The sequence below is a fragment of the Bifidobacterium sp. UTCIF-1 genome (assembly GCF_006408915.1).
Taxonomy (GTDB): domain Bacteria; phylum Actinomycetota; class Actinomycetes; order Actinomycetales; family Bifidobacteriaceae; genus Bifidobacterium; species Bifidobacterium reuteri.
On record NZ_JFAG01000006.1, the window covers coordinates 99108 to 124189 of the forward strand.

Consider the following 25082-nt stretch of genomic DNA (forward strand, 5'->3'; position numbering starts at 1 on the left):
GGTCAGTGCGACAGGCTGCCGACGAGCCAGCCGGCGGTGACGCAGAGCACTGGCACCACGATGGTGGCCAGCACATAGATCAGTGCCGTGCCGAAGTGCCGTCCGCGAATCAATGTGACCATCTCGTTGATCGCCGTGGAGAACGTGGAGAAACCGCCCAGGAATCCGGTGACGAACAGCAGATACGTCGATTCCGGCACCACTTGATGGGCGTAGGCGGCGGCCGCCAGTCCTGCGCAGAACGTGGCGACCACATTGATGACGAACGTGGACAACGGGAACAGCCGCTTCCATTTCTGCTGAATGGAGGTGTTCACCACGAATCGTGCGGTGGCACCCAAGCCGCCGCACAGGCACACCAGTATGAACGTCATCAGTGGGCCTCCCCTGTGGTCGGGTCTCCGGTAAGGGGGATTTCGTCGGTGATGGGTGCCGGTTCAAAGGACGGCCTCATGGCGTAAGAAGCCGATGAAGCTGGAACGGACGAGGTGGCCGCCGTCGATGGCACATAGGGCGATGCGGTAAGACCCGTGGCGTCAGTGGCGGTGGAGACGGAAGCCGCCGCCGGTTCCGTCTCCGAAGCTTGAGGTGAAACAGCGGATGCGCCAAGCATGGCGGGCGCATCCACCGCCGACTGCGCAGAGAACGCAGTGCCAGCGGTATTCGCGACTCCGCTGGTATCAGCACCGGTGCCAGCATCGGCAATGGCACTGACACCGGTGTCAGCTTCGCCAGTTGCGCCAACAGTACGGGTTGCATTGGTTGCACTGGAAGCACCAGCGCCGCCAATGACCGTATCCATGTGCGATTCCGCGCTGAATCCGTCGGCTGCACCAGCGTTGAATCCGCCGGCCGGCATCCCGGTGCTTCCGGCGTCAGCCACAATCACCGTCTCGCCGACTGTGACGTGACGCCCCGAACCGCCTTGCGACTGCTGGCGTTGCAAGGCCTCGGCGGCAATGCGTCCTGTTCTGCTGGCGGTCAGCATGAGACCCAGTTTGGTGCCGCATGCGGCGACGATCAGGCCGCCGGCGAAGCTGGCCAGCAGATAGAACACCGCGCCGAGGACGTGGCCATCCTGCAGCGACAGCAGCTCCTCGATGGCTAGTGCGGACAATGTCGAGAACCCGCCGCACATGCCCATGCCGAACCCGCGCGAAGCGAGTTGACGCGTGCGTTTGCGCATCCAGATCGCCTGCGAGAGATACGCGGACAGGCCGGCGAAAATGAAGCAGGCGGCCATGTTCGCCGTGAACGTCGGGACATGGAAGGATTGCCAGAATCCTTGCGACTGGGCGGTCGGCGGGAGTGCCAAGCTCAATCCGTAGCGCATGGCAGTGCCGAGCGCACCGCCTAGGAACACAACGCAATAGACCATAATGTCCGCCAGCGGATTGAAGCGGGCCTGGATCTTCTTCATCGGCGCGAGCGGAATCTGCGGCGGATTGGCGGCCGCAGCGGCCCCCTGCGGCACCGGCGTGGACTGCGCGCGCACCTGAGCCGCCGAAATCTCCATCGTATTGGGCTGCGGTTCCGATACACCGTCCGCTCGGGTCGATTCGGCCATGAGTGGAAATCAGTCGATCAGCGAGTGGATGGAAATGATGTGATCGCGCTGCGGACCGGTGCCGATCGCGGAGATACGGCAGTTGCTGATCTCCTCCAGACGCTTCACATAGGCCTGGCAGGTGGCGGGCAGCTCGTCGAACGTGTGGCAGGAGGAGATGTCCTCATCCCAGCCGGGCATGGTCTCGTAGATAGGCTTGGCGGCGGCGAATGCGGCCTGATCGGTGGGCATGTCGTCGTAGCGCTCTCCGTCCACGTCATAGGCCACGCAGATCGGAATCTCCTTGAGGCCGGTGAGCACGTCAAGCTTGGTGAGCACGATGTCGGTCAGGCCGTTGACCTGGGAGGCGTAACGGTTCACCACGGCGTCGAACCAGCCGCAGCGACGCGGACGGCCGGTGGTCACGCCGAATTCGTGGCCCTGCTGGCGCAGCCATTCGCCGGACTCGTCGAACAGTTCTGTGGGGAACGGGCCCTCGCCCACGCGCGTCACGTACGCCTTGGAGACGCCTACCACGCGGGTGATCTTGGTGGGGCCGACGCCAGTGCCGGTGCAGGCGCCGCCGGCGGTCGGGTTGGAGGAGGTGACGAACGGATAGGTGCCGTGGTCCACGTCGAGCATGGTGGCCTGCGCGCCCTCGAACAGCACGGTCTTGCCCTCGTCCAGCGCCTTGTTCAGAATCAAGCCGGTGTTGGCCACGTACGGCTTGAGGCGTTCTCCGAGCTTCAGGAGCTCGTCGGTGGTCTGGTCCACGTCAATCGGGCGACGGTTGTACAGCTTGACCAGCATCTGGTTCTTCTGGTGCAGGCTGGCCTCGACCTTGTCGTGCAGGTGCTGCGCGTTGAACAGGTCGTGCACGCGGATGCCGACGCGGTTGATCTTGTCCGCGTAGGCCGGGCCGATGCCACGGCCGGTGGTGCCGATCTTATGCTTGCCGAGGAAGCGCTCGGTGACCTTGTCGAGCGTGCGGTGGTAAGGGGCGATGATGTGCGCGGCCTCGCTCACCTTCAGATGCGAGCAGTCGATGCCGCGGGCCTCAAGGCCGTCGATCTCCTGGAACAGCACCTCGGGATCGACCACCACGCCATTGCCGATCACCGGGGTCAGATTCGGGTTGATTATGCCGGAGGGCAGCAGGTGCAGTGCGTACGATTCGTTGCCGACCACGACGCTATGGCCGGCATTGTTGCCGCCGTTGAAGCGGGCCACATAGTCCACCTTGGTGCCGATCAGATCGGTCGCCTTGCCTTTACCCTCATCGCCCCACTGGGCGCCAATAAGAACAATTCCAGGCATGCCTGCCTCCCCGCTAGCACGTTGCGCAATGGGTTGCGCACAAGAAGTTTGTACGTTTCCGCCGGGGACTAGGTTACCGTACGGCCTCTACCCTGGGCGCGGCATGTTCCATTGTTTCGTTGCTATTCGGACGTCACGCGGGAGACGGTCGTATGACGTTGCTCAGCCGGTTCGCCCGCAAGTGGCCTGCGTTCGTGATTTCGTGTGCTGCACGAGACTACCCCTCAGTCCTGCTTTGCGGGGGTGGGGCTGAGGGATAGTGAATTAATCAACGTACTTACGACGTGGCATATCGGCGCCGCTTGTTGCCGCGCATTGGCGCCGATGGTTGCGACATCGGTCGCCCCGCCGGCGCCGGTGGCAATCGACCGCCATCGACGGCTGAGTTTCGACATTGGTGATCGGTGACCCCAGTAACACGAACGTCCGGCGTCGGAGCCGTCGGATGTTTCCTCCACGACCTCCGTCTTCCTATTCGGGCGTGGTTTCTTATGTCCATCGCGAGGCTTGTCTCGGTCGTCGAATTGAACGCCAATCTCAAACCCGTTCGACACGCCATTCGATTGGACTGCGGGTTGCATCCGTCGATAGTATCGAACCGGTTCGATACAGAGTGTCACTGCACAACACAGGAGTTGCCCATGAAAAACAAAGTCCAGCTGATCACGTACGCGGATCGCCTCGGCGGCGGCACCATCGCCGGCATGACCGACGTTCTGCGCACCCGCTTCGCCGGCGTCTACAATGGCGTCCACATCCTGCCGTTCTTCACCCCGTACGATGGCGCGGACGCTGGTTTCGACCCGATCGACCACACCAAAGTCGATTCCCGTCTCGGCTCCTGGGGCGACGTCGCCGAGCTCTCCAAGACCCACGACATCATGGTCGACGCCATCGTCAATCACATGAGCTGGGAATCCGCGCAATTCCAGGACGTGTTGGCCAAGGGCGAGGAATCCGAGTACTACCCGATGTTCCTCACCATGAGCTCCGTGTTCCCGAACGGCGCCACCGAGGAGGACCTCGCCGGCATCTACCGTCCGCGTCCGGGCCTGCCATTCACCCACTACAAGTTCGCCGGCAAGACACGACTGGTGTGGGTCAGCTTCACCCCGCAGCAGGTGGATATCGACACCGACTCCGACAAGGGCTGGGAATACCTGATGTCCATCTTCGACCAGATGGCCGCCAGCCACGTGAGCTATATCCGTCTCGACGCCGTCGGCTACGGCGCCAAGGAAGCCGGCACCAGCTGCTTCATGACCCCGAAGACCTTCAAGCTCATCTCCCGCCTGCGCGAGGAGGGCGTCAAGCGCGGACTTGAGATCCTCATCGAGGTGCACAGCTACTACAAGAAGCAGGTGGAGATCGCCTCCAAGGTCGACCGCGTCTACGACTTCGCGCTGCCGCCGCTGCTCCTGCACTCCCTGTTCACCGGACACGTGGAGCCGGTGGCCCACTGGACCGAGATCCGCCCGAACAACGCCGTCACCGTGCTCGACACGCACGACGGCATCGGCGTCATCGACATCGGCTCCGACCAGCTCGACCGCTCCCTGAAGGGCCTTGTGCCCGACGAGGATGTGGACAACATGGTCAAGACCATTCACGCCAACACCCACGGCGAGTCGCAGGCCGCCACCGGTGCCGCCGCGTCGAACCTCGACCTCTACCAGGTGAATTCCACGTATTATTCCGCGCTCGGCTGCAACGACCAGCATTATCTGGCCGCCCGCGCCGTGCAGTTCTTCCTGCCCGGCGTGCCGCAGGTCTACTACGTCGGTGCGCTCGCAGGCCGCAACGATATGGAGCTGCTGCGCAAGACGAATAACGGCCGCGACATCAACCGCCACTATTACTCCGTCGCCGAAATCGACGAGAACCTCGAGCGTCCGGTGGTGCGCGCGCTGAACGCGCTGGCTCGATTCCGCAACGAACTGCCCGCGTTCGACGGCGAGTTCAGCTATGAGGCCGATGGCGACACGTCCATCACCTTCCGCTGGGCTGCGGCCGATGGCGGCAGCCGGGCGGAGCTCACGTTCGAGCCCGGCCGCGGACTTGGCGTTGACAACACCACCCCGGTTGCAAGTCTCGCGTGGACCGACGCCGCCGGCGACCACGAGACCCACGACCTCCTCAACAACCCGCCAGTGGTGAGCCGCTAGTCGCATCGGTTCCCATTGGGGTTCTAGTATGCTGCGCCATTAGTTCGTTGATTGTATTTGCTGTCCTTCCATTCGTTGGCGCATTCGTTGGCGCAAGAAATCTGGATAATAATCCCGTTCGTCCCGGATTTCTTGCGCTGGGTGTTGCTGGGTGTTGTGGGTGGTGTTGTTGGGTGGTGCTGATCGCCGCCTTCCTCATCATGCAGATCAAGGGAGTCAAGTAGCGCTCCCGGCGTACACTATGTTCATGGAAAGCAAACCGTCCGCAGTGCACTGAAGCCAGTGCGTGCGGGCGGTTTTTGCATGGGAGGCCCGTGCCGCAGGAGCAATCGTGCATCGTACGATACCGCGGACGAGCAAAGCAGAAGCACGAGCCAAGACACGAGCCAGAACACGAGCAGAAGAAGGAACAAGCCATGCTGAACCCATATGTGCGTCCGGGAATCGACGATCGCCCGGACTTGGACAAGGCCCTCAGCCCCGAAGACAAGGCGGCGGTGGCGCGACTGGCCATCAAGAGCAATCGTCTTCCGCCCGAGGCGTCCGCCGATCAGCCGGAAGCCCAGGCCGTGCGCCTGGTGACAGCCGCCCCCGCTTCCGTGGCCTCGTCTGCCGCAGCCGCAGCCGCAGCGGCCAGCGTGGACGCCCCCGCGCCCGACATGGCGTCCGCGTATCTCGACATGCGCGACCCCGTAGTCGCAGCCAACGGCGAAAAGCCGGGCGCGCGCGAGGTCAGCCGACTCAACTGGGGCTTTTTCGCGGCCTCGATGCTGGTCGGCACCCCATGGGTGGCGCTCAACACCATCGCCATGCCCAATGCGGTGGCCAGGCTTTTCCACTATGACACCGCCATGCTGGAGGTCGTCATCAACCCTGCCACCGGACGCCCCTTCCCTGTGGCCACCGAACTGGCCATGCCGTTGGCGGTGCTGGTGATTGTCGGTGTGGTGGCCGCCGCCCTGTTCACGCCGCTGGTCTCCGCGCTGTCCGATCGCACGCGCACCCCGCTTGGCCGCCGCACGCCGTGGATGGTGGCCGGCGGATTGCTGTGCGCGCTGATCACGCTGATTCTGGGACAGGACACCAGCATGGTGGTACTGTGCTTCTTCTGGGCGATGATGCAGTTCGCCTACGCGATGCTGTCCGCGCCGCTGGCCGCCGCCATCAGCGAACGTGTGCCGGACAAGTTCCGTCCGCGCATCGAACGGTGGCATGGCATCGGGGTGATGCTGGCGCAGACGCTGGGCGTGCTGGTCGGCGCATTCGGTGTGATGTTCGGTTCGTCCGCGCCGTTCAAGGCGATTGCCTGGGTGTTTGCGATTTCCGGCATCGCCGCGGCGCTGATTCTGCCGCGCGAACCCTCCAGCGAGGAGATGCCGCGCAGGCGATTCAGCAGCGGTGAAGTCCTTGACCAGCTGCGTCCGCCGGCTGGATCCCCCGCCTTCGCCTTGGCGTTCACGGCCCGCACCTGCATGATGGCCGGCGTGGGACTGACCAGTGTGTTCCTGTGGTATCTGGTGCGCTTCTGGGTGTACGGCAAGCCGGTGCTGTTCACGTCCGCGCCGCTGACCATTCCCGCAGGCTTCCTGATCGCCGGCATGGCGGTAGCCACGCTGATCGGTGCCGCGCTCGCCTCCTGGTCGGCGGCGCCGATTTCCGAGGCGATTGAGTCGCGTGGCATCGCCACGCCCGTGGTGGTGGCCGCCGCATGCCTGACGTATGCGGTCGGCTTGGCGTTGGCGTGGGGTCTTGGCGCATGGTCCACCGGTGCCGCGCGCGAGAATGGCATGCTGCTGTTCGCGCTGATCTCCGGCTTCGCGTTCGGCCTGTACGATGCGCTCGGCCTCGAAATGGTGATGGATTCGCTACCCGACCCGCGCACTGCCGGGCGCGACCTCGGCGTCTACGCGCTCGCCAATTCCGCGGGATTGGCGCTCGCGGCCATCATCGGCGCCATTCTGGTCAATGCGTTCTCGCATTCCTTCGGCTATTACCTGCTGTTCCCCTCGGCTATCGTGATGGTGCTGTTGGCCGGCATCGTGACGCTGCGCGGAGCCGGGGACAAGGAATAATCCGAATAATCCATAATCGTAAAACCGGTTCGAGTACACTGGTGTTTCAGTGCGAACAATGCGGGGGTGTGCAGCAGATGCACGCCCCCGCTTGCGTATCGTAGGGTGATTGACGCGATGCGCAGGGCGATGAATGAACCGATGGAGGCGAACAATGGTAGGTATGCGCGACGTAGCCAAGCAGGCGGGGGTGTCCGTCAGTACGGTGTCGCTGGTGGTCAACAACGCGGGATACGTGTCGGATGACATGCGTGCCAGGGTCGAGGCGGCCATGCATCAGCTCAACTACATTCCCAATGAGCTGGCGCGCAACCTGTACCGCAATCGCACCAATACCATCGGCATCATCGTGCCGACCATCCTCCATCCGTTCTTCGCCACACTCACCGCGCATATGCAGCGCGAGCTCGCCAAGCGGGGATTGAAGACGATGCTCTGCTCCACCGCCGATGTCGCCACCGGCGAGAGCGAATACGTGAACATGCTGCAACGGCACATGATGGACGGCATCATCATGGCCGCACACACCGAACACCAGCCGGATTACTGGACGTCCATCCGCAGGCCGATCGTAGCGTTCGATCGCATTCTCGGCACCGGCATACCCGCCGTCCACTCCGACCATGAGGCCGGCGGCCATATGATCGCGCGACAGCTGATCGATTCCGGCGTGCGTCACGCGGTGCTCGTCGGCGGCCCGCGCTCCCAGTTCACGCAGAGCATGACGTTCCCCACGGTCCGCTATCACCTCACCGTGGAGCATATGCTGGCGGAGGCCGGCATCGCCTGCGATTATGTGGAGGCCGGGTCCGTCACCGACGTCGTGGCCCATGAAGCCACAGCAGCCGCTTTTTTCGAGCGCTATCCGGATGTGGACGCCATCATCGGCTCCGATGTGGTGGCATCCGTGGCATTGCAGGAAGCCGGTCGCAGAGGCATCGCAGTACCCGGCGATTTGCAGATCATCGCCTATGACGGCACGCTTGCCGCCGATCTCGCCGGCAAGAAACTCACCGTCGTCCGTCAGGATTTCCCGGCCATCGCCGCGGCGCTCGCCGAACAGATGGACCAGCAGATCGAGGCTTTCGATACATCCAAGCGGGAGCGGCGCGGGGAGTCGGCGGATTCCTCGGTGGATTCCTTGGTGGTCGCCGATGCTGCCGGCGCCGCCAATGTCACCGGCGCCGCTGGTGTCGAACAAGACGATGCTGCCGAGCCGGCGAACCGATCTGCGGAACCGGGCGTGGTCATCCCCGTGACCTTCATCCCCGGCGAAACCACCCGGTAGCCGATGTTCATGATGCGATGTTCATTATGTGAACCCCTGCTGGATTGATGGGGCTGACGAACCTATCTTCTAGTTTCAGTTCGGGTCGAACGAACCCGAGTAACACCGAAAGGAGGCCACGCGATGACTGGATTCAATGCTTCTGCGTTTGTATCCGCACGAATTATTAGCCCGTCTTCGCTGGCGGACTAATTCGGCATGATGCTTGAAGCCCCGTCAACGAAGGCAGGGCTGAGGATACCGACACAATCGGTGATGGCCCTGCAATGTGCGGGGCTTTTTTGTTGCGCTCACAAGGCTTACGACAATCCCCGCGAAATGGAACTCCAGCGGACGATAACAGCAACAACCCAATACAGCAACGTGAAACACTTCACCCTCGCGAGGTTTGTGATGATGCAGGGTGAGAACCAACAGGAGCAATAATGACTGCAGCTCTCGAAGAGACCGGCTTGGAGCAGACCGCCGGTGCAGCAAGCGAAGCGGCTGGCAAGGCCGCTGCCATGGTTCGCGATTCGGTCAAGACCGTAATCGCCGCATCCATGGTCGGCACCGCCATCGAATTCTATGACTTCTACGCCTACGGTACCGCCGCGGCGAACTACTTCCCGCACATCTTCTTCTCCGACAAGGCCAACCCGACCGTCGCCCTGCTGATGAGCCTTCTGACCTTCGCCATCGCGTTCATCGCCCGCCCGCTGGGCTCGCTGGTGTTCGGCCACTTCGGCGACCGCATGGGTCGCAAGACCACGCTGGTCGTCAGCCTCATGACCATGGGTGTGGGCACCTTCCTCATCGGCTGCCTGCCCACCTATGAGCAGGCCGGCGTGTTCGCCGTCGCCATCCTGTGTCTCCTGCGCTTCATCCAGGGCATCGGTCTGGGCGGCGAATGGTCCGGCGCCGCTCTGGTGGCCACCGAGAACGCGCCTGAAGACAAGCGCGCGCTCTACGGCTCCTTCCCGGAGCTGGGCGCCCCGATCGGCTTCTTCCTGTCCAACGGCACCTACTTCGTCCTTGAATCCTTCAACGACCAGGCCGCCATGCTCTCCTGGGGCTGGCGTGTGCCGTTCCTGCTCTCCGCAGTGCTGGTGATCGTCGGACTCGTCGTCCGCGTGCACATGGAGGAGACCCCGGTCTTCCGTATGGCACAGGCCCAGAAGAAGGTCGTCAAGTCCCCGCTGACCGAAGTGTTCCGCAAGTCCTGGCGTCAGGTGCTGCAGGCCACCTTCCTTGTGGCCGTGACCTACACGCTGTTCTACACGCTCGCCACCTGGTCCCTCGCATGGGGCACCAAGGACACCGAGAACGGCGGCGGCAACCTGGGCTTCACCAACCAGGAGTACCTGCTCATGCTCATGATCTCCATCTGCGTGTTCGCCCTGTTCATCGTGCTCTCCTGCCTGTACGCGGATAAGCTCGGCCGCCGTCGCGTGCTCACTTTCTCCTCCTGCGCGCTCGTGGTCTTCGCTCTGCTCTTCCCGTTCCTGCTGGACGGTCAGCTCGTGGGCCAGAAGAACTTCGCCGCCAACATGGCCTTCCTGTGCATTGGCTTCGCGCTGATGGGCATCGCCTTCGGCCCGATCGGTGCCTTCCTGCCTGAGCTGTTCGACGCCAACGTGCGCTACTCCGGCTCCGGCATCGGCTACAACCTGGCCGCCATCGTGGGTGCCGCCTTCGTGCCGACCATCGCCACCTGGCTGTCCCACAACTGGGGCGTCCACTCCGTGGGCCTCTACCTCGGTGTGATGGCCGTGTGCTGCCTGGTCTCCGTGCTGACGTGCAAGGAAACCAAGGACGTGGATTTCACCAAGTGAAATCCACGGCTATCCTTCGGCTTCGCGATTGCCTGTCGGTTGCAATCGCTCACTGGGCCTACAGAAGCCCACTGGGCTTCTGCTTGACGGCCCAGCACGGACGTGGATTTCACCAAGTGAAATCCACGGCTGGTTTCCGGCTCTGCTCCGGAGTTGACTGTGCTTTCTTGGCCCCCTCTGATGGGACGTTGCCGTGAAGCAAACAGCGGAGCTGTTTGTAGGCAACGTGCGAGCCGACAGGCGAGCCAGCAGACTGCCGCGCGTAGCGCGTCCCTTATTGCAGGACGGGCTGTCAGCGGAGCTGACTGGGGGAGAGACTAGCTGGATTGCTTGATTGTTGTTTGTATTGCTCCTCGTGTACTACCCCTCAGGCACCTTCGGTGCCAGCTCCCCTGACAAGGGGAGCCTGGTAAGTCGGCGGAGCTGACTGGGAGAGACGCCCGACTTTGCGCAACGATTCCCGCATTCATAACCGTCTTTCATAACTGAAAATCCATAACTGAAAATTCATCCCACGTAGTGAACCCTTGCACAGCTTTTCCGAAGGTGCAGGACTAAACCTAACTCTCGGAAAAGCCCACAAGGAAAAACCACGTAGGGTTCTGCGCCACAGCAGAACACATTGATACTCAACCCATAAATCAACAATAGATATAAAGGAGCGCCAAAAATGGCAGCAACTATCTGGTACGAGAAGGACGCCGATCTGTCCGTGTTCGATGGCAAGAAGGTCGCCATCCTGGGCTACGGCTCTCAGGGTCACGCTCACGCGCTGAACCTGCGTGATTCCGGTGTCGACGTGGTCGTCGGCCTGCGTCCTACCTCCAAGTCCGTGGAGTTCGCCAAGGAGCAGGGCCTGGAAGTCAAGTCCGTCCCGGAAGCCGTCGCTGAGGCCGACGTCGTCATGATCCTTCTGCCTGATCAGTACCAGGCCGCCGTCTACAAGAAGGACGTTGAGCCGAACCTGAAGCCGGGCGCCGCCCTGGCCTTCGCCCACGGCTTCAACATCCACTACGGCTACATCAAGCCTTCCGAGGATCACCCGGTGTTCATGGTTGCCCCGAAGGGCCCGGGCCACATCGTGCGTCGTGAGTACGCCGCCGGCCGTGGCGTCCCGGTCGTGGTCGCTGTCGAGCAGGACCCGGACGGCAAGACCTGGCCGCTGTGCCTGGCTTACGCCAAGGCTCTCGGCGCTCTGCGCGCCGGCGCCATCAAGACCACCTTCACCGAGGAGACCGAGACCGATCTGTTCGGCGAGCAGGATGTCCTCATGGGCGGCATCAACCACCTGTGCGACATGGGCTTCGACGTGCTGACCGAGGCTGGCTACCAGCCGGAGATCGCCTACTTCGAGGTGTTCCACGAGCTGAAGATGCTCGTCGACCTCGCCAACGAGGGCGGTCTGAACAAGGCTCGTTGGTCTTGCTCCGACACCGCTCAGTACGGCGACTACACCTCCACGGTCATCACCGAGGAGACCAAGAAGCGCATGCAGTACCAGCTCAAGCGCATTCAGGACGGCTCCTTCGCCAAGGAGTTCATGGACGACCAGGCCGCTGGCGCCCCGAAGTTCAAGAAGCTGCAGGAGGAGTACTCCCACCCGCACCTCGAGACCGTCGGCCCGAAGCTGCGTGCCATGTTCTCCTGGAACAACGCCGAGGCCAAGGATCAGGACGAGGCCGAGTCCTTCAACGGCAAGATCGCTCGTACTCAGGTTCAGTGATTTTAACCGCGTAAGTCGCGAGTCTGCTCTCGCCTAGTATCCTGCGTCAGAAATTCGTTGACCGTATTTCCCGGCTCCCCTTGTCAGGGGAGCTGTCTCGCGAAGCGGGACTGAGGGGTAGTCATGTTGTCAACGCAGTTCTGGCGGGACGCTAGCGTGATTGCAATGAAAAGCCGCCATTCCGCAATGGGATGGCGGCTTTTCGTATCGGCGGACGCGGCTGCGTAGTGCGTGTTGGAGTTGTGACCGGCTGTGTCTGCGCGCATTATGCGACGCCGAGCTCCCTGTTCGAGTAACAATGCGATGGATCATTTTCTCCGTGCCACGGCGATTCAATTTCGGCCTTCCTGCGCTGGTGTGGCAGGGGAGTGTGCCACGCCAGCGCATAATTACTCCCTACTGCGCTGCTGTGGCGCATATTTTGGCGGATTGGCGTGGTGGGCTATGGGGTGCCGTGCCACGCGGCTGCATTTTCCCGTATTGTGCACTGGCGTGGTACGGCATCTCGTATCGTTCTAGCGCGAATCGTCCGAACTGTAAGACATTGTCCATAATCGCGCAAAAGTCGATTCGTGACCCAGCTCACGTTGTGGGACGGCGGCGGGAAACCGCCGGATTCTCGATAGGATAGACCTCAGTTTTGCGAGTCGCGCCCACAAGGCGACACCCGCCACGCTTGAGACAGTCCGGGTTTGGCTCGGACGCCCCAAACGCGCATCTATGCACAACCGCATACGCGCAACCACCACAACACAACCGCATACCGGCCGCAAGTTTCCGGGCCGGTGCGCCAGCAGTACAAGGAGTGCTTACATGGCTGCACAAATCTGGTATGACAACGACGCTGACCTCTCCGTGCTCGACGGCAAGAAGGTCGCCATCATCGGTTACGGCTCCCAGGGCCACGCCCACGCGCTGAACCTGCGCGACTCGGGTGTCGACGTGGTCGTCGGTCTTCGCCCGACCTCCAAGTCGGTCGAGTTCGCCAAGGAGCAGGGCCTCGAAGTCAAGTCCGTGCCCGAGGCCGCCGCCGAGGCCGACGTCATCATGATCCTCGCCCCCGACCAGTACCAGCGCACGATTTGGGCCAACGACATCGAGCCCAACATCAAGCCGGGCGCGGCCGTCGCCTTCGCCCACGGCTTCAACATCCACTACGGCTACATCAAGCCGACCGAGGACCATCCGGTGTTCATGGTCGCTCCGAAGGGCCCGGGCCACATCGTGCGTCGTGAGTACGCCGCCGGCCGTGGCGTCCCGGTGGTCGTGGCCGTCGAGCAGGATCCGCGCGGCGACGGCTGGGCGCTGACCCTCGCCTACGCCAAGGCCCTGGGCGCTCTGCGCGCCGGTGCCATCAAGACCACGTTCAAGGAGGAGACCGAGACCGATCTGTTCGGCGAGCAGAACGTGCTCATGGGCGGCGTGAACAAGCTCGTTGAGATGGGCTTCGAGGTCCTCACCGACGCCGGCTACCAGCCGGAGATCGCCTACTTCGAGGTCTGCCACGAGCTCAAGATGCTCGTCGACCTGATGAACGAAGGCGGCCTGAACAAGGCTCGTTGGTCCTGCTCCGACACCGCCCAGTACGGCGACTACACCAACACCGTCATCAACGAGGACTGCCGCAAGCGCATGGAGTACCACCTCCAGCGCATTCAGGACGGCTCCTTCGCCAAGGAGTTCATCGACGATCAGGACGCCGGCGCCCCGCACTTCAAGGAGCTGCAGGAGAAGTACTCCAACGAGCGCATCGAGACCGTCGGCCCGAAGCTGCGCGCCATGTTCTCCTGGAACAAGGACGGTGTGAAGGACGCCGACGAGGCCAACTCCTTCACCGGCAAGATCGCTCGCGCCCAGGTCCAGTGAGCGAGGCTAAAGCGCGATAAGGGCGGCCGCTCCGATGCAACTCCGATGCATCAGGGAGCGGCCCCTTTTTATTCGCCCACATGCGGCTACGCGGCTACTCCTGCATGCGCTTGAGCTGGTAGAACTTGCCACGCGCGGCCATCAGCTCGTCATAGGTGCCTTCCTCGACGATGGCCCCATGCTCCATCACCACGATGCGGTCGGCGTTGCGGATCGTGGACAGGCGATGCGCCACCATGAACGTGGTGCATTGGCCCATCATATGCTCGATGGCGTGCTGCACCTGTTTTTCGGAAGCGGAATCGAGCGCGCTGGTCGCCTCGTCGAAGATGATGATGCGCGGCTTGCGAATCAGCGCCCGGGCGATCGCGATGCGCTGGCGCTGCCCGCCCGACAGGGTGCCGCCATGCTCGCCGAGCTGCGTATCCAGGCCATTGGGCAGCGCGGCGACGACATCGTCCAGGCCGACCTCGCGTACCACCTGCTCGACCTGCTCGTCGCTGACATGGCCCAGTCCGTACGCAATGTTGTCGCGCAGCGTACCGGAGAACAGGATCGTGTTCTGCGGCACGACCGCGATCTGCCGGCGGTAGGCGTCCAGATCCATATCCTTCAGATCGATGCCGTCGACCAATACCGAGCCGCTTTCCGGCTCGCCGAAGCCGATCAGCAGCTTGAGCAACGTGGACTTGCCCGAGCCGGAATCGCCCACGAACGCCAGCGACTGCCCGGCCGGCACTTTGAGTGAGAAATCATGCAGTACGAGCGGATAATCGGGACTATAGCGGAAGTTCACGTTGCGGTATTCGACGTCGCCGCGCAACTGCGAGGGCTCCACGTCGCGCGTATTGTGCTCCACGTCGTTCTCCTGCAGGATCTCGCCGATCGACGACATCGACTCCATGCCCTTGGTCATGATCGGATACATGTTGATCAGCGCCGAAATCGAGTTGACGATCTGGGCGAAATACGTTTGGAACAGCACCACGTCGCCGATCGGGATGCGCCCGTTCAGCGCGAGGTATGAGGTGAAGGCCAGGCAGCCGAGCTGGAACAGCTGGAACAGCACCCAGCCGGTCGAGCCGAACAGCGCATTGACCACGTCGAGCCGCAGGCCGGTGTCGTGGATGTAGTTGAGCCGCTTGCTCATATGGTCGATCTCGACGTTCTGCAGGCCATGCGCGCGTGTGACCGGAATCATCTCGAGCATTTCGGCCACGGCGGCCTGCGTCTGCTCCATCTGGGAGCGGAAGTCGCGGTTCGGTTCGCGGATCGGCTTGCGGAATGCGTAGATCGCGATGACGGCGGCCGGTACGGTGAGCAGGAAGAACAGCAGTACGGTCGGGCTGTGCATGGCCGTGACCACGACGGCGATGGTGATGTCGAGCGCGATGATCGGCAGGTTGCGGTATGTCTGGTCGATAAGCACTTCGACGTTTTCGACGTCGCGCATGACTTTCGAGAGCAGTCGCCCCGACTGCGTCTCGTTATGGAATCGGATGGACAGCTGCTGCAGCTTGACGATGAGGCTGCCGCGCAGTTTGCGCTCGATGTTGCGGTTGACACGCCCGAGCTGCAGCGCCACGGTCCAGGTGCTCAGCACGTTCTGCGAGATGAATACGAACGCGACGATGAGGTTGATCCACAGTTCGTTGAGGTTGTGCTGGTCACGATAGGTGATGATGTTGATGATGTTGCTGGTGACGATCGGCAGCACCCAGCACGGCGACTGCTTGGCGACCAGCGCGAGCGTGGCGACGGTGAGCTGTCGGCCGGAGCCGCGGAAGAAACTCAGCAGGATGTGCACGGGGTGGCCTGCGTGCTTGCGGTAGGTGTTGATGTATTCGGTGAACGACCAGGGCGTGTCCGGTGGTACGTCCGCTGTGCGTGAGGCGGTGTGCGCGGCGGTGCCGTGGTCCGCTGGACTGTGGTCCGTGGTGCTATGGTTCGCTGGGCCATGGTCCGTGGTGCGCGGGGTTGGGCCGCTGGTTTGCTTGGTATTGCCGATGGGCATGAGATCCTCTTTGAACGTCGTGGCGTGCGATGCCGTATCAAGCGTATCGAAGAATCATGCAAAAGAAAAACCGGTTTAGTAGTGTTGTGTCGAGGCGCACGGCGAGGTGCGCAGCGGGCGCGTTTCAGTGTTGTCTGTTGCTTGCGGAATGGGCTGTCAGCGGAATTGACTGTGCTTTTTCTGGCCCCTCTGATGGAACATCGCTGCCGCCGCTCAAAACCTGAGTGCGACACGCTCAACTTTTTGTGGGGAATTTGGGAATAGAACTTGCCTTCGGGAAGTTGAGTGATGTAGGCTCAAGTTTGGAAGGTTCGAGAACCGACCGGGAATCCGCAGAACGATTCCCCGAGGAACTTGAGCGAAGAACGTAAGAACGAATAACAAGAACAAAAGGAGCACACATTATGGCACGTGCAGTTGGTATCGATTTGGGTACTACGAATTCTTGCATCGCAACGCTGGAAGGCGGCGAGCCCACCGTCATCGTGAACGCCGAGGGCGCCCGCACCACGCCGTCCGTGGTGGCATTCTCCAAGTCCGGCGAGATCCTCGTCGGCGAAGTCGCCAAGCGTCAGGCAGTGACCAACGTTGAGCGCACCATTTCTTCCGTCAAGCGTCACATGGGCACCGATTGGACCGTCGAGATCGACGGCAAGAAGTGGACCCCGCAGGAGATTTCCGCTCAGATTCTGATGAAGCTGAAGAGGGACGCCGAGGCCTACCTCGGCGAGCCGGTCACCGACGCCGTCATCACCTGCCCGGCATACTTCAACGATGCCCAGCGTCAGGCCACCAAGGACGCCGGCAAGATCGCAGGCCTGAACGTCCTGCGTATCATCAACGAGCCGACCGCGGCCGCTCTGGCTTACGGCCTTGAGAAGGGCAAGGAAGACGAGCGCATCCTGGTCTTCGACCTCGGTGGCGGCACCTTCGATGTCTCCCTGCTGGAGATCGGCAAGGACGACGACGGCTTCTCCACCATTCAGGTGCAGGCCACGAACGGCGACAACCACCTCGGTGGCGATGACTGGGATCAGAAGATCATCGATTGGCTGGTCTCCGAAGTCAAGAATAAGTACGGCGTTGACCTGAGCAAGGACAAGATTGCGCTGCAGCGTCTGAAGGAAGCCGCTGAGCAGGCGAAGAAGGAACTGTCCTCCTCCACCAGCACCAGCATCTCCATGCAGTATCTGGCCATGACCCCTGACGGCACACCGGTGCATCTGGACGAGACCCTGACCCGTGCGCACTTCGAGGAAATGACCTCCGACCTGCTCGGCCGTTGCCGCACCCCGTTCAACAACGTGCTGCACGACGCCGGCATCTCCGTGTCCGACATCGACCACGTCGTGCTCGTCGGTGGTTCCACCCGTATGCCCGCCGTCAAGGAGCTCGTCAAGGAGCTGACCGGCGGTAAGGAAGCGAACCAGTCCGTGAACCCGGATGAGGTCGTGGCTGTCGGCGCCGCCGTGCAGTCCGGCGTCATCAAGGGCGACCGCAAGGACGTCCTGCTGATCGATGTGACCCCGCTGTCCCTCGGCATCGAGACCAAGGGTGGCATCATGACCAAGCTCATCGACCGCAACACCGCCATTCCGACCAAGCGTTCCGAGGTCTTCTCCACCGCCGAGGACAACCAGCCGTCCGTGCTGATCCAGGTCTACCAGGGTGAGCGTGAGTTCGCCCGCGACAACAAGCCGCTGGGCACCTTCGAGCTGACCGGCATCGCTCCGGCTCCGCGTGGCGTCCCGCAGATCGAGGTCACCTTCGACATCGACGCCAACGGCATCGTGCACGTGTCCGCCAAGGACAAGGGCACCGGCAAGGAGCAGTCGATGACCATCACCGGTGGTTCCGGCTTGCCGAAGGACGAGATCGACCGCATGGTCAAGGAGGCCGAGGCTCACGAGGCCGAGGACAAGAAGCGCAAGGAGGATGCCGAGACCCGCAACCAGGCCGAGGCGTTCGCCTACAGCACTGAGAAGCTCGTCAACGACAACAAGGAGAAGCTCTCCGACGACATCGTCAAGGAAGTCACCGACAAGGTCAACGCTCTGAAGGAATCCCTGAAGGGTGACGACGTCGAGAAGGTCAAGACCGCGCAGACCGAGCTGATGACCGCCGCCCAGAAGATCGGCCAGGTGCTGTACGCCCAGCAGGGCGCTGAAGGCGCCGCAGCCGGCGCTGGTGCAGCCGGTGCCGCTGGCGCGTCCGCCGGCTCCGCCTCCTCTTCCTCTGACGATGACACCGTCGAGGCCGAGGTCGTGGACGACGATGACGACAAGGACAACAAGTGATGTCCGACTTCAATAAGGACGACTACCTGAACGACCTGCCCAACGCAGACGATCTGGCCGCCGCCTCCTCGGCTCCCTCTGACGAGGGAGCCGAGGAGGCGAATGCTGCGACTGAGGGAGAGAAGCCGGCCGACTCTGCCACTTCGGCTCCCTCTGATGAGGGAGCTGGCGCGGCGAATGCCGCGACTGAGGGAGAGACCCCGACAGACGACAAGAAGCCGGCCGACAGCGATACCCTCACTCCGCTTGGCAAGGCCAAGAAGGAGGCAGCCGACTACCTTGAGGCGCTGCAACGCGAACGCGCGGAGTTCATCAACTACCGCAATCGCGCGCAGAAAGAACAGGAGCGCTTCCGCCAGCACGGCATCATCGACGTGCTGACCGCGCTGCTGCCGGCATTGGACGATATCGATCGCATCCGCGAACACAGCGAGATGGACGATTCGTTCAAGGCTGTCGCCACCAAGATCGACAAGGCGTTCGAGAAGTTCGGCGTCGAGAAGTTCGGCGAAAAGGGCGAGGATTTCGACCCCACCAAGCACGAGGCCATCCTGCACAAGCCGGATGACTCTGCCGAGAAGGAAACTGTCGATACCGTGGTCGAGGCCGGCTACCGCATCGGCGACCGCGTCATCCGCGCCGCCCGCGTGGTAGTAGCCTCTCCCCACAACTGATCCCCGCTCAGGCGACTCAAACACATCCACAGTGCTTAGTGCTTCCTAAAGCACTAAGCACTTCACTAATACAGACTTTTACGAAAGGAGACATGAATGGCTGAGAATGAATGGCTGAACAAAGACTTCTACAAAGTCCTTGGTGTCTCCAAGGACGCTACTGAAGCCGAAATCACCAAGGCCTACCGCAAGCTGGCCCGCAAGTACCATCCTGATCTGAACAAGACCAAGGAAGCCGAGGAGAAGTTCAAGGACATCTCCGAAGCGTATGACGTGCTGAGCAACAAGAACGAACGCCAGAAGTACGATGCGATTCGCCAGTTCGGCATGGGCGGTGCCCGCTTCGCAGGTGGCTCCGGTTCGGGCGGCTTTGACGCCTCCGGCTTCTCCGACATTTTCGGCTCCATGTTCGGCAATGCGTCGGGCATGGGCGGCAATGGTTCGCGTATTCGCTTCTCCACGTCGGGCGGCGGCAATCCGAACCTGAACGATATCTTCTCCATGTTCGGTGGCGCCGCCGGTCAGGGCGCTGGCGCACAATTCGGCGGCCAGTCGCCGTACGGTAACGCCGGTGGCTACGGGTATGAGGAGGCGCCGCGCCCCGAGAACGGCGAGGACCGCAACTCCAAGATCAGCCTGACGCTGCGCCAGGCGGTCAAGGGCGCGACCGTGTCCCTGTCCGTCGATGGCAAGAAGTTCAAGGCCCATGTGCCTGCGGGCGTCAAGGACGGTCAGAAGATCAAGCTGGCAGGCAAGGGCAAGCCGGGCATCAACGGCGGTCATGCGGGCGACCTGTACCTGCATGTCACCGTCAAGCCGGACGACACTTACTCCATGCGCGGTCATGACATTGTCATGGATCTGCCGGTGACCGTCGGTCAGGCTGTGGCCGGTGCCAAAGTCGAGGCCAAGGACATCGACGGCAATCCGGTCACATTCAAGGTGCCTGCGGGCTCCAGCTCCGGTGCTGAAGTCAAGCTTGCAGGGCTTGGCGTCAAGCGTGGAAGCGAGACGGGCGACCTGATCGGCCGTGTGCAGATTATGGTTCCCGCCAAGCCGGGGCTCATGCTCAAGCACGTCGCCAAGGAATTTGACGAAAAGGCCGGCGACTACCTCGCCTGACCCGCATGGTCGCCGTCCGCGCACGAAGTACACACAGCAACACAACAATCAATAGGAGGCGCATCATGGCGCGAGTCAATCAGATTCGGCAGTTGTACGCCATGTGCGCCACCGCGTTGGTGCTGGGTCGCGCCGACCTTGATGGGGCCGACGACGTCGGCTTCGACATCGAACTGCCCGTTTTCACTGTCGGCCAGGCCGCCGAGCTGGCCAACATCCACCCCCAGACCCTCCGCCAATACGACCGTCTGGGGCTGGTCCGTCCGCAGCGCACCGGTGGCGGCGCCCGCCGCTACTGCCTGCGCGATATCGCCCGCTTGGCACATGCCCAGCGCCTGAGCCAGGACGAGGGCATCAATCTTTCCGGCATCGCGCGCATTCTGGAACTCGAAGAGGAGAACCGCCAGTTGCGTCGCGAGGTCAAGCGCATGCAGGCCGGCGATCAGGAAAGCGTGTTCGCGGCCGGGCGCGACGGCAATATTGTCGAAGTGCAACGCTCCAATCGCGCTCGTTTGTGGCGCAACGCGATTCATCACGAAACCCGTGAGCTGCCGGGGCGCGATAGCTTTGCAATGGCTGATGGCGGCTCGCGCGCGTCTCATCCTGATGCCGCCGCCGATTCCAAATCCATGGTCCTCTGGGGCTGGTGAGTAGGGAAAATCCCATGATGTAGGGATTCTTGCATGGGATTCTTGCATGGCATAAGGGGTAAAAATGGCTTTATTCCAACGTTTTGCATCCCTGCATCATGGACGGTTCCCTACATCGTGCGCGAATCCCTACATCATGGGCCGCAACGCCGCGCTGTCCCATCCGGTTGGTGCAATGGACTAAGCAAATACAGCAAGTACATGTAGCTCTTGTGGCTTTTGCGAAAGCCCGCGAATGGAGGAAGCCATGCTGCTCAAGGCCGTGTTTTGGGATCTGGACGGCACACTCATTGATTCGGAGCCGCTCTGGCATGACGGCGAGATCGAAATCGCCCATGCCAATGGCGGTGACTGGAACGAGGACCTCGGTTGGCTGTGTTCCGGCACGCCGGTGCCGAACGTGGCGCGCAACATGATCGAGCGCGGATGCACGTTGAGCGTCGAGGAGATCGACAAGCAGCTCAAGGACTATGTCTACAACGCGGAAGTGGCGCATCTGCCGTGGATTCCCGGCGTGCGCGAGGTGCTGCATTCGCTGAAGGACGCCGGCATCCCCTCGATGCTGGTCACCACGTCGCCTCGCCGTATGGCCGAGAACATCATGAAGCAGTCGGAAGGGCTGTTCGCCGGCTATGTCTGCGGCGATGATCCGTACGAGCACAAGCCGAATCCAGCTCCGTACCTGGCCGCCGCTGCCAAGCTCGGCATCGCCGAGGAGGACATGCCCAAGTGCGTGGTGCTGGAGGATTCAGCGTCGGGCTTGAAGGCGGGCGCCGCATCCGGTGCCACGCTGATCGCCCAGACCGGTTGGATTCGCACGGATAACTCCGGTCTCGGCCAGTTCGCCTCCATCGATTCATACGATGGCATCGACGCCGTCGCGCTGGATGGCTTCGTGAAGCAGCGGCTCGCCGGCTGAAACGCGCTTCGTCAGGGCGGTCTTTCGCCAACGAACTTCTGACGCGGGACACCAACGCTGGTTATTAATGATGGCTTAGTGTGGACCTCATAGGTTTGATGTGGCCTGCTGGTAGGGTGGTTGACGGTTTCAGCGCGAGTGTCCAAGAGGTTGATTCCGGCTGGGCGAGGCGCTGCATATTGTTCGCGAATACAGGTTCATAGGATATTTCATAGGAACAGCATGGGTTTTGTACATTTTATTGTTGAGTTGCTGAAGGATCCGCGCGCGGCCATCGCCGGCTGGATCGCCATGGGCGTGGCCCCGACCCTCGGATTCATCTTTCTTATTGTGTTCATCGAAACGGGTGTGGTTTTCTTCCCGTTCCTTCCGGGCGATTCGCTGCTGTTCGCCGCCGGTGTGTTCGCTGCTCCTGACGCGGTGACCGGCAAGGCCGCGCTGCCGCTGTTCTACCTGCTGCCGGTGGTGTGGTGCGCTCCGATCATCGGCGACCAGTGCAACTACTTCATCGGTCACTTCTTCGGTCGTCGCATTATCCAGTCCGGCAAGGTGAAGGCCTTGACCCCGGAGCGCTTGGCCAAGACCGAGGGCATGATTGAGAAGTGGGGTCCGCTGGCGGTGTTCCTGGGCCGTTTCTTCCCGTTCATCCGCACGTTCATGCCGTTCATTTCCGGCATTTCCGGTATGCGTTGGAGCCGGTTCACCCCGTTCTCGGTGCTCGGCGGTCTGACGTGGTCCACGCTGTTCACGCTGCTCGGATACTTCTTCGGCAACATCCCGGCCGTGCAGGATCACTTCGAACTTGTCATCGTGCTGATTCTGCTGGTCTCGCTGGCCCCGACCATCATCGGCCTGTTCAAGGCCAAGTTCGGCAAGAAGAAGGCCGGTTCGGTGACCGGCGCGCACGTCAAAGTCACCGATTCCCAGCTGGATACGCTGGAATCCGGCATCGAAAACCTCGACAACAAGTGATGCCCGCGATTGTCTTTCGCAGGTGATGCCACCGGTCAAACGTCATGTTTGGCCGGTTTTCTTTTTATCCACAAGTTCTGTGGATGACACGCCGGAATGTGGATAACTTGGCAAGCTAGAACCACATAGGTCGATTCGGGTTGTGCGGCACATATATGCCGCTGTTCAATCGCCCTATGACTACCATGCAACTATCCTCCGCCGCGTCGCCTGCGGTGCCATTGCCTGACGCGGTGCCTCTTCCCTCCAGCGATGCCATAGTGGATGCGACTACGCTGACTCGAATCACCCAAACCGGAGCCGTACAGGCGCAGCCTGCGCCAACATCACCGCGCGTCAAACCCAGGCGTGGCGCGCGTACCACGGCTGGTGCGCAGCCGCGCCTGCAGTATTTCTCGCCATCCTCACAGCCGCCTTCGCTGACTGCCGCGTGCACCAGCCGGCCGCTGCCGAGCCGTCCGGGCCGTCCAAACCGGGACCCGTCTACGGACGTGGTCCTGCAGAACATCGTCACGATGACCTCCAGCCATAGCGGCATAGGCTTGAGCACCACGGCTGCGATGCTGGCGATGACGCTTTCGCAGCGTGGACGGAGCTGCGCACTGATCGACGCGGATTTCGATTCCGGCTGCCTTGACCTGCTGCTCGGTGTGGAGCGTGAATCCGGCCTGCGTTTCAACCAGATCAATGCGCCGTTGGGCAAGATCGAGGGCAGGGCGCTGAACGACGAGCTCATCGATTGGGAGGGCGTGCGCGTGCTGCCATACAACACCTGGACCGGTCTGCGGCCGGAATGGTGGGAAGTGCAGGCCGTGATACGGGCGCTCGCCGAAGCCAATGACGTGGTCATCGTGGATGCGGGGCAAGGTGAATTCGTCGAGACGATGCCGGAACTGCAGCATGGCATGCAAGTGGTCGGCGTGGAGTTGTCGGTGATGGGATTGGCGCGTGTACGCGCACACCGGGCCCGACTCTCGGCATGGGAGTGCTCGCCCCCTCGTCTGATCGGCATCGCCCCCAGAGGAGCCCCACGCGGACGTGGCATCGTCAGCATAGACGAGGCGGAATCGTATCTCGTATCACCGGTGATGGGGCCAATATACGCCAATACCAGCCTGTGCGGCGATGTACTTGACGGGCTCGGCATCCGTGCTGTGCCCAAGAACTGCCGCAAAGCCATATCGCTGCTTGCCGACGCCGTGGAGCGCACGCTGCACCGCGAATCAGCCGACTGCGGCTAATATGCAGCGCCGTAAATTCGTGGCTCCCCTTGTCAGGACAGCACCGTAAAGCAGACAGCGGAGATGTTTGTAGGTGCTGTGCGAGTCGACAGGCGAGCTGACAAACCGCGCGCGAAGCGCGTCCCTGATTGCAGGACGAGCTGGCTTAATTTCGGCTCCCCTTGTCAGGGGAGCTGGCCCGCGAAGCGGGACTGAGGGGTAGTCAATTCGGCAACGAATCTCTGACGCAGACCACTAGGAGGTGGCCATGCCTGCGCATATCATGCAATCCAATTCACAATATGGTTCGCAATCCGGCGCGGCAGCCGCGCCTACGTTCGGATTGCTGGACGAAGTCGTCGCCGACCCGGCGGTGACCGATATCGCAGTGACTTGTGACGGTCGGGTATGGGCGGACCGGGGATCCGGCATGAGGGAACACCGGCTACGTGTGCCGTTTCGCTCACCGCAAGTGGTGCGGGAGTACGCCACGCAATTATGCGCGCAGCTGGGGCGAAGACTGGATGATGCTTCGCCGATCGCGGACGCTTCCACTGTGGACGGCGTCCGCGTGCATGCGGTGATTGCGCCTCTGGTGCCGCAAGGCGCTGCCTTGTCCATCCGCTTGCCGAGCGATACTGCGCTCGCATTGCCTCAGCTGGCGCGGCACGCCATGTTTCCGATGGCTTGGTTGCCTGTGCTGCAGGGGCTTGTGCATGGGCGCGCGACGATTCTGGTCACCGGAGGAACCGGATCGGGCAAAACCACGCTGGTCAAGGCGCTGCTGGCGGAATGTGACGCGGACGAACGCGTCGTCACCGTGGAGGAAGTGCGTGAATTAGGCGATTTCGGTCATCGGAACCACGTGTCTTTAATGGCACGTGAAGCGAATGTGGAGGGTGCGGGCGCGGTGAGCCTTGCCGATTTGGTCAAGGCAACGTTGCGTATGCGCCCCGACCGCGTGGTGCTGGGGGAGTGCCGGGGTGAGGAGATCGTGGACCTGCTGCGCGCGTTCAACTCGGGGCATCGCGGCGGCATGACCACGCTTCATGCGGACAATGTGGCTCGCGTGCCGCCGCGACTGGTGTCTCTCGGTCTGCTGGCCGGCGTCGCTCCGGAGGCGATGGCGATGATGGCGGAGGATGCGTTCGACGCGGTGTTGCACGTGGAGCGGACGGATGGGCGCAGGCGAATCGCGCAGATAGGCCGGTTGGAAAGCCGGGGCGGCGGGCTGCAGGGCGTCCCTCTGGCGCAATGGTCGGGCATAGGGGAGCCGCAGTATGCACCGGAATGGTTGCAGTTCCTGATGCGATGGAGCATTGCGGAACCCGCGCAATCCGCGCGCTCCTACTTCGATACTGATTGAATCCCACTGGCCGCCGCGCAAGGAAGCGAACGTGCAATGCCAGGTCGGGATGAGATG

General features: G+C 62.1%; 18 protein-coding genes. 14 read left to right on the top strand and 4 right to left on the bottom strand.

The features are described 5' to 3' along the window. Positions 1-2 precede the first annotated feature (2 nt). Genes BW09_RS04180 through BW09_RS04190 form a run of 3 tightly spaced genes read right to left on the bottom strand, consistent with a single transcriptional unit; the run spans position 3 to position 2863 of the window. The gene (locus BW09_RS04180) at positions 3-374 is read right to left on the bottom strand and encodes a CrcB family protein (protein ID WP_181161771.1); all 372 of its coding nucleotides are present in this window, start codon (positions 372-374) and stop codon (positions 3-5) included. Beyond that, positions 374-1567 carry a CrcB family protein gene (locus tag BW09_RS04185; protein WP_140463897.1) on the bottom strand — a complete coding sequence of 398 codons (1194 nt, stop codon included), beginning with the start codon at positions 1565-1567 and terminating at the stop codon, positions 374-376. The genes BW09_RS04180 and BW09_RS04185 overlap by 1 nt, the downstream gene beginning before the upstream one ends. A 9-nt stretch (positions 1568-1576) precedes the next feature. Then, positions 1577-2863 (bottom strand): adenylosuccinate synthase, encoded by a 1287-nt coding sequence (locus BW09_RS04190; protein WP_140463895.1) that lies wholly within the window; start codon positions 2861-2863, stop codon positions 1577-1579. A 641-nt stretch (positions 2864-3504) separates the two neighbouring features. On the opposite strand from BW09_RS04190, the gene gtfA reads away from it, so the two are divergent. From gtfA to ilvC (BW09_RS04220), 6 genes are all read left to right on the top strand, one after another. Then, positions 3505-5028, top strand: a complete 1524-nt coding sequence (gene gtfA / locus BW09_RS04195) for a sucrose phosphorylase (protein ID WP_140463893.1) — start codon at positions 3505-3507, stop codon at positions 5026-5028. Between the two features lie 416 nt (positions 5029-5444). Next, positions 5445-7100 carry an MFS transporter gene (locus BW09_RS04200; RefSeq protein WP_140463891.1) on the top strand — a complete coding sequence of 552 codons (1656 nt, stop codon included), beginning with the start codon at positions 5445-5447 and terminating at the stop codon, positions 7098-7100. Positions 7101-7254: 154 nt separating this feature from the next. Beyond that, positions 7255-8388 carry a LacI family DNA-binding transcriptional regulator gene (locus BW09_RS04205; RefSeq protein ID WP_140463889.1) on the top strand — a complete coding sequence of 378 codons (1134 nt, stop codon included), beginning with the start codon at positions 7255-7257 and terminating at the stop codon, positions 8386-8388. Between the two features lie 425 nt (positions 8389-8813). Further along, positions 8814-10202 (top strand): MFS transporter, encoded by a 1389-nt coding sequence (locus BW09_RS04210; protein ID WP_181162085.1) that lies wholly within the window; start codon positions 8814-8816, stop codon positions 10200-10202. Between the two features lie 670 nt (positions 10203-10872). Continuing rightward, on the top strand, positions 10873-11925 hold the full coding sequence (ilvC, locus tag BW09_RS04215) for a ketol-acid reductoisomerase (RefSeq protein ID WP_044089467.1): 1053 nt from the start codon (positions 10873-10875) through the stop codon (positions 11923-11925). A gap of 813 nt (positions 11926-12738) precedes the next feature. Beyond that, entirely contained in the window at positions 12739-13791 is a 1053-nt protein-coding gene (ilvC, locus tag BW09_RS04220) for a ketol-acid reductoisomerase (RefSeq protein ID WP_094667944.1), read from the top strand. Positions 13792-13885: 94 nt separating this feature from the next. Here the strand turns inward: ilvC (BW09_RS04220) and BW09_RS04225 are convergent, their stop codons facing one another. Then, the gene (locus tag BW09_RS04225) at positions 13886-15805 is read right to left on the bottom strand and encodes an ABC transporter ATP-binding protein (protein ID WP_140463887.1); all 1920 of its coding nucleotides are present in this window, start codon (positions 15803-15805) and stop codon (positions 13886-13888) included. A 404-nt stretch (positions 15806-16209) separates the two neighbouring features. Here BW09_RS04225 and dnaK point away from each other — a divergent pair, with 404 nt between their 5' ends. The 8 genes from dnaK (at position 16210) to BW09_RS04265 (ending at position 25025) form a co-directional block, all read left to right on the top strand. Next, entirely contained in the window at positions 16210-18102 is a 1893-nt protein-coding gene (gene dnaK, locus BW09_RS04230; RefSeq protein WP_140463885.1) for a molecular chaperone DnaK, read from the top strand. After that, positions 18102-18776 (top strand): nucleotide exchange factor GrpE, encoded by a 675-nt coding sequence (gene grpE / locus BW09_RS04235; protein ID WP_140463883.1) that lies wholly within the window; start codon positions 18102-18104, stop codon positions 18774-18776. The genes dnaK and grpE overlap by 1 nt, the downstream gene beginning before the upstream one ends. A gap of 96 nt (positions 18777-18872) precedes the next feature. After that, entirely contained in the window at positions 18873-19898 is a 1026-nt protein-coding gene (locus tag BW09_RS04240; protein ID WP_044089443.1) for a DnaJ C-terminal domain-containing protein, read from the top strand. Positions 19899-19963: 65 nt separating this feature from the next. Continuing rightward, positions 19964-20548 carry a heat shock protein transcriptional repressor HspR gene (locus BW09_RS04245; protein ID WP_140463881.1) on the top strand — a complete coding sequence of 195 codons (585 nt, stop codon included), beginning with the start codon at positions 19964-19966 and terminating at the stop codon, positions 20546-20548. 247 nt (positions 20549-20795) lie between these two features. After that, a complete protein-coding gene (locus BW09_RS04250) occupies positions 20796-21467 on the top strand; it encodes an HAD family phosphatase (protein WP_140463879.1) in 672 nt (223 codons plus the stop codon). A 222-nt stretch (positions 21468-21689) separates the two neighbouring features. Further along, positions 21690-22439, top strand: a complete 750-nt coding sequence (locus BW09_RS04255) for a DedA family protein (protein WP_044089440.1) — start codon at positions 21690-21692, stop codon at positions 22437-22439. A 176-nt stretch (positions 22440-22615) separates the two neighbouring features. Further along, a complete protein-coding gene (locus tag BW09_RS04260; RefSeq protein ID WP_238566960.1) occupies positions 22616-23680 on the top strand; it encodes a hypothetical protein in 1065 nt (354 codons plus the stop codon). Between the two features lie 262 nt (positions 23681-23942). Continuing rightward, positions 23943-25025 (top strand): CpaF family protein, encoded by a 1083-nt coding sequence (locus BW09_RS04265; RefSeq protein WP_140463908.1) that lies wholly within the window; start codon positions 23943-23945, stop codon positions 25023-25025. Positions 25026-25082: the final 57 nt, after the last annotated feature.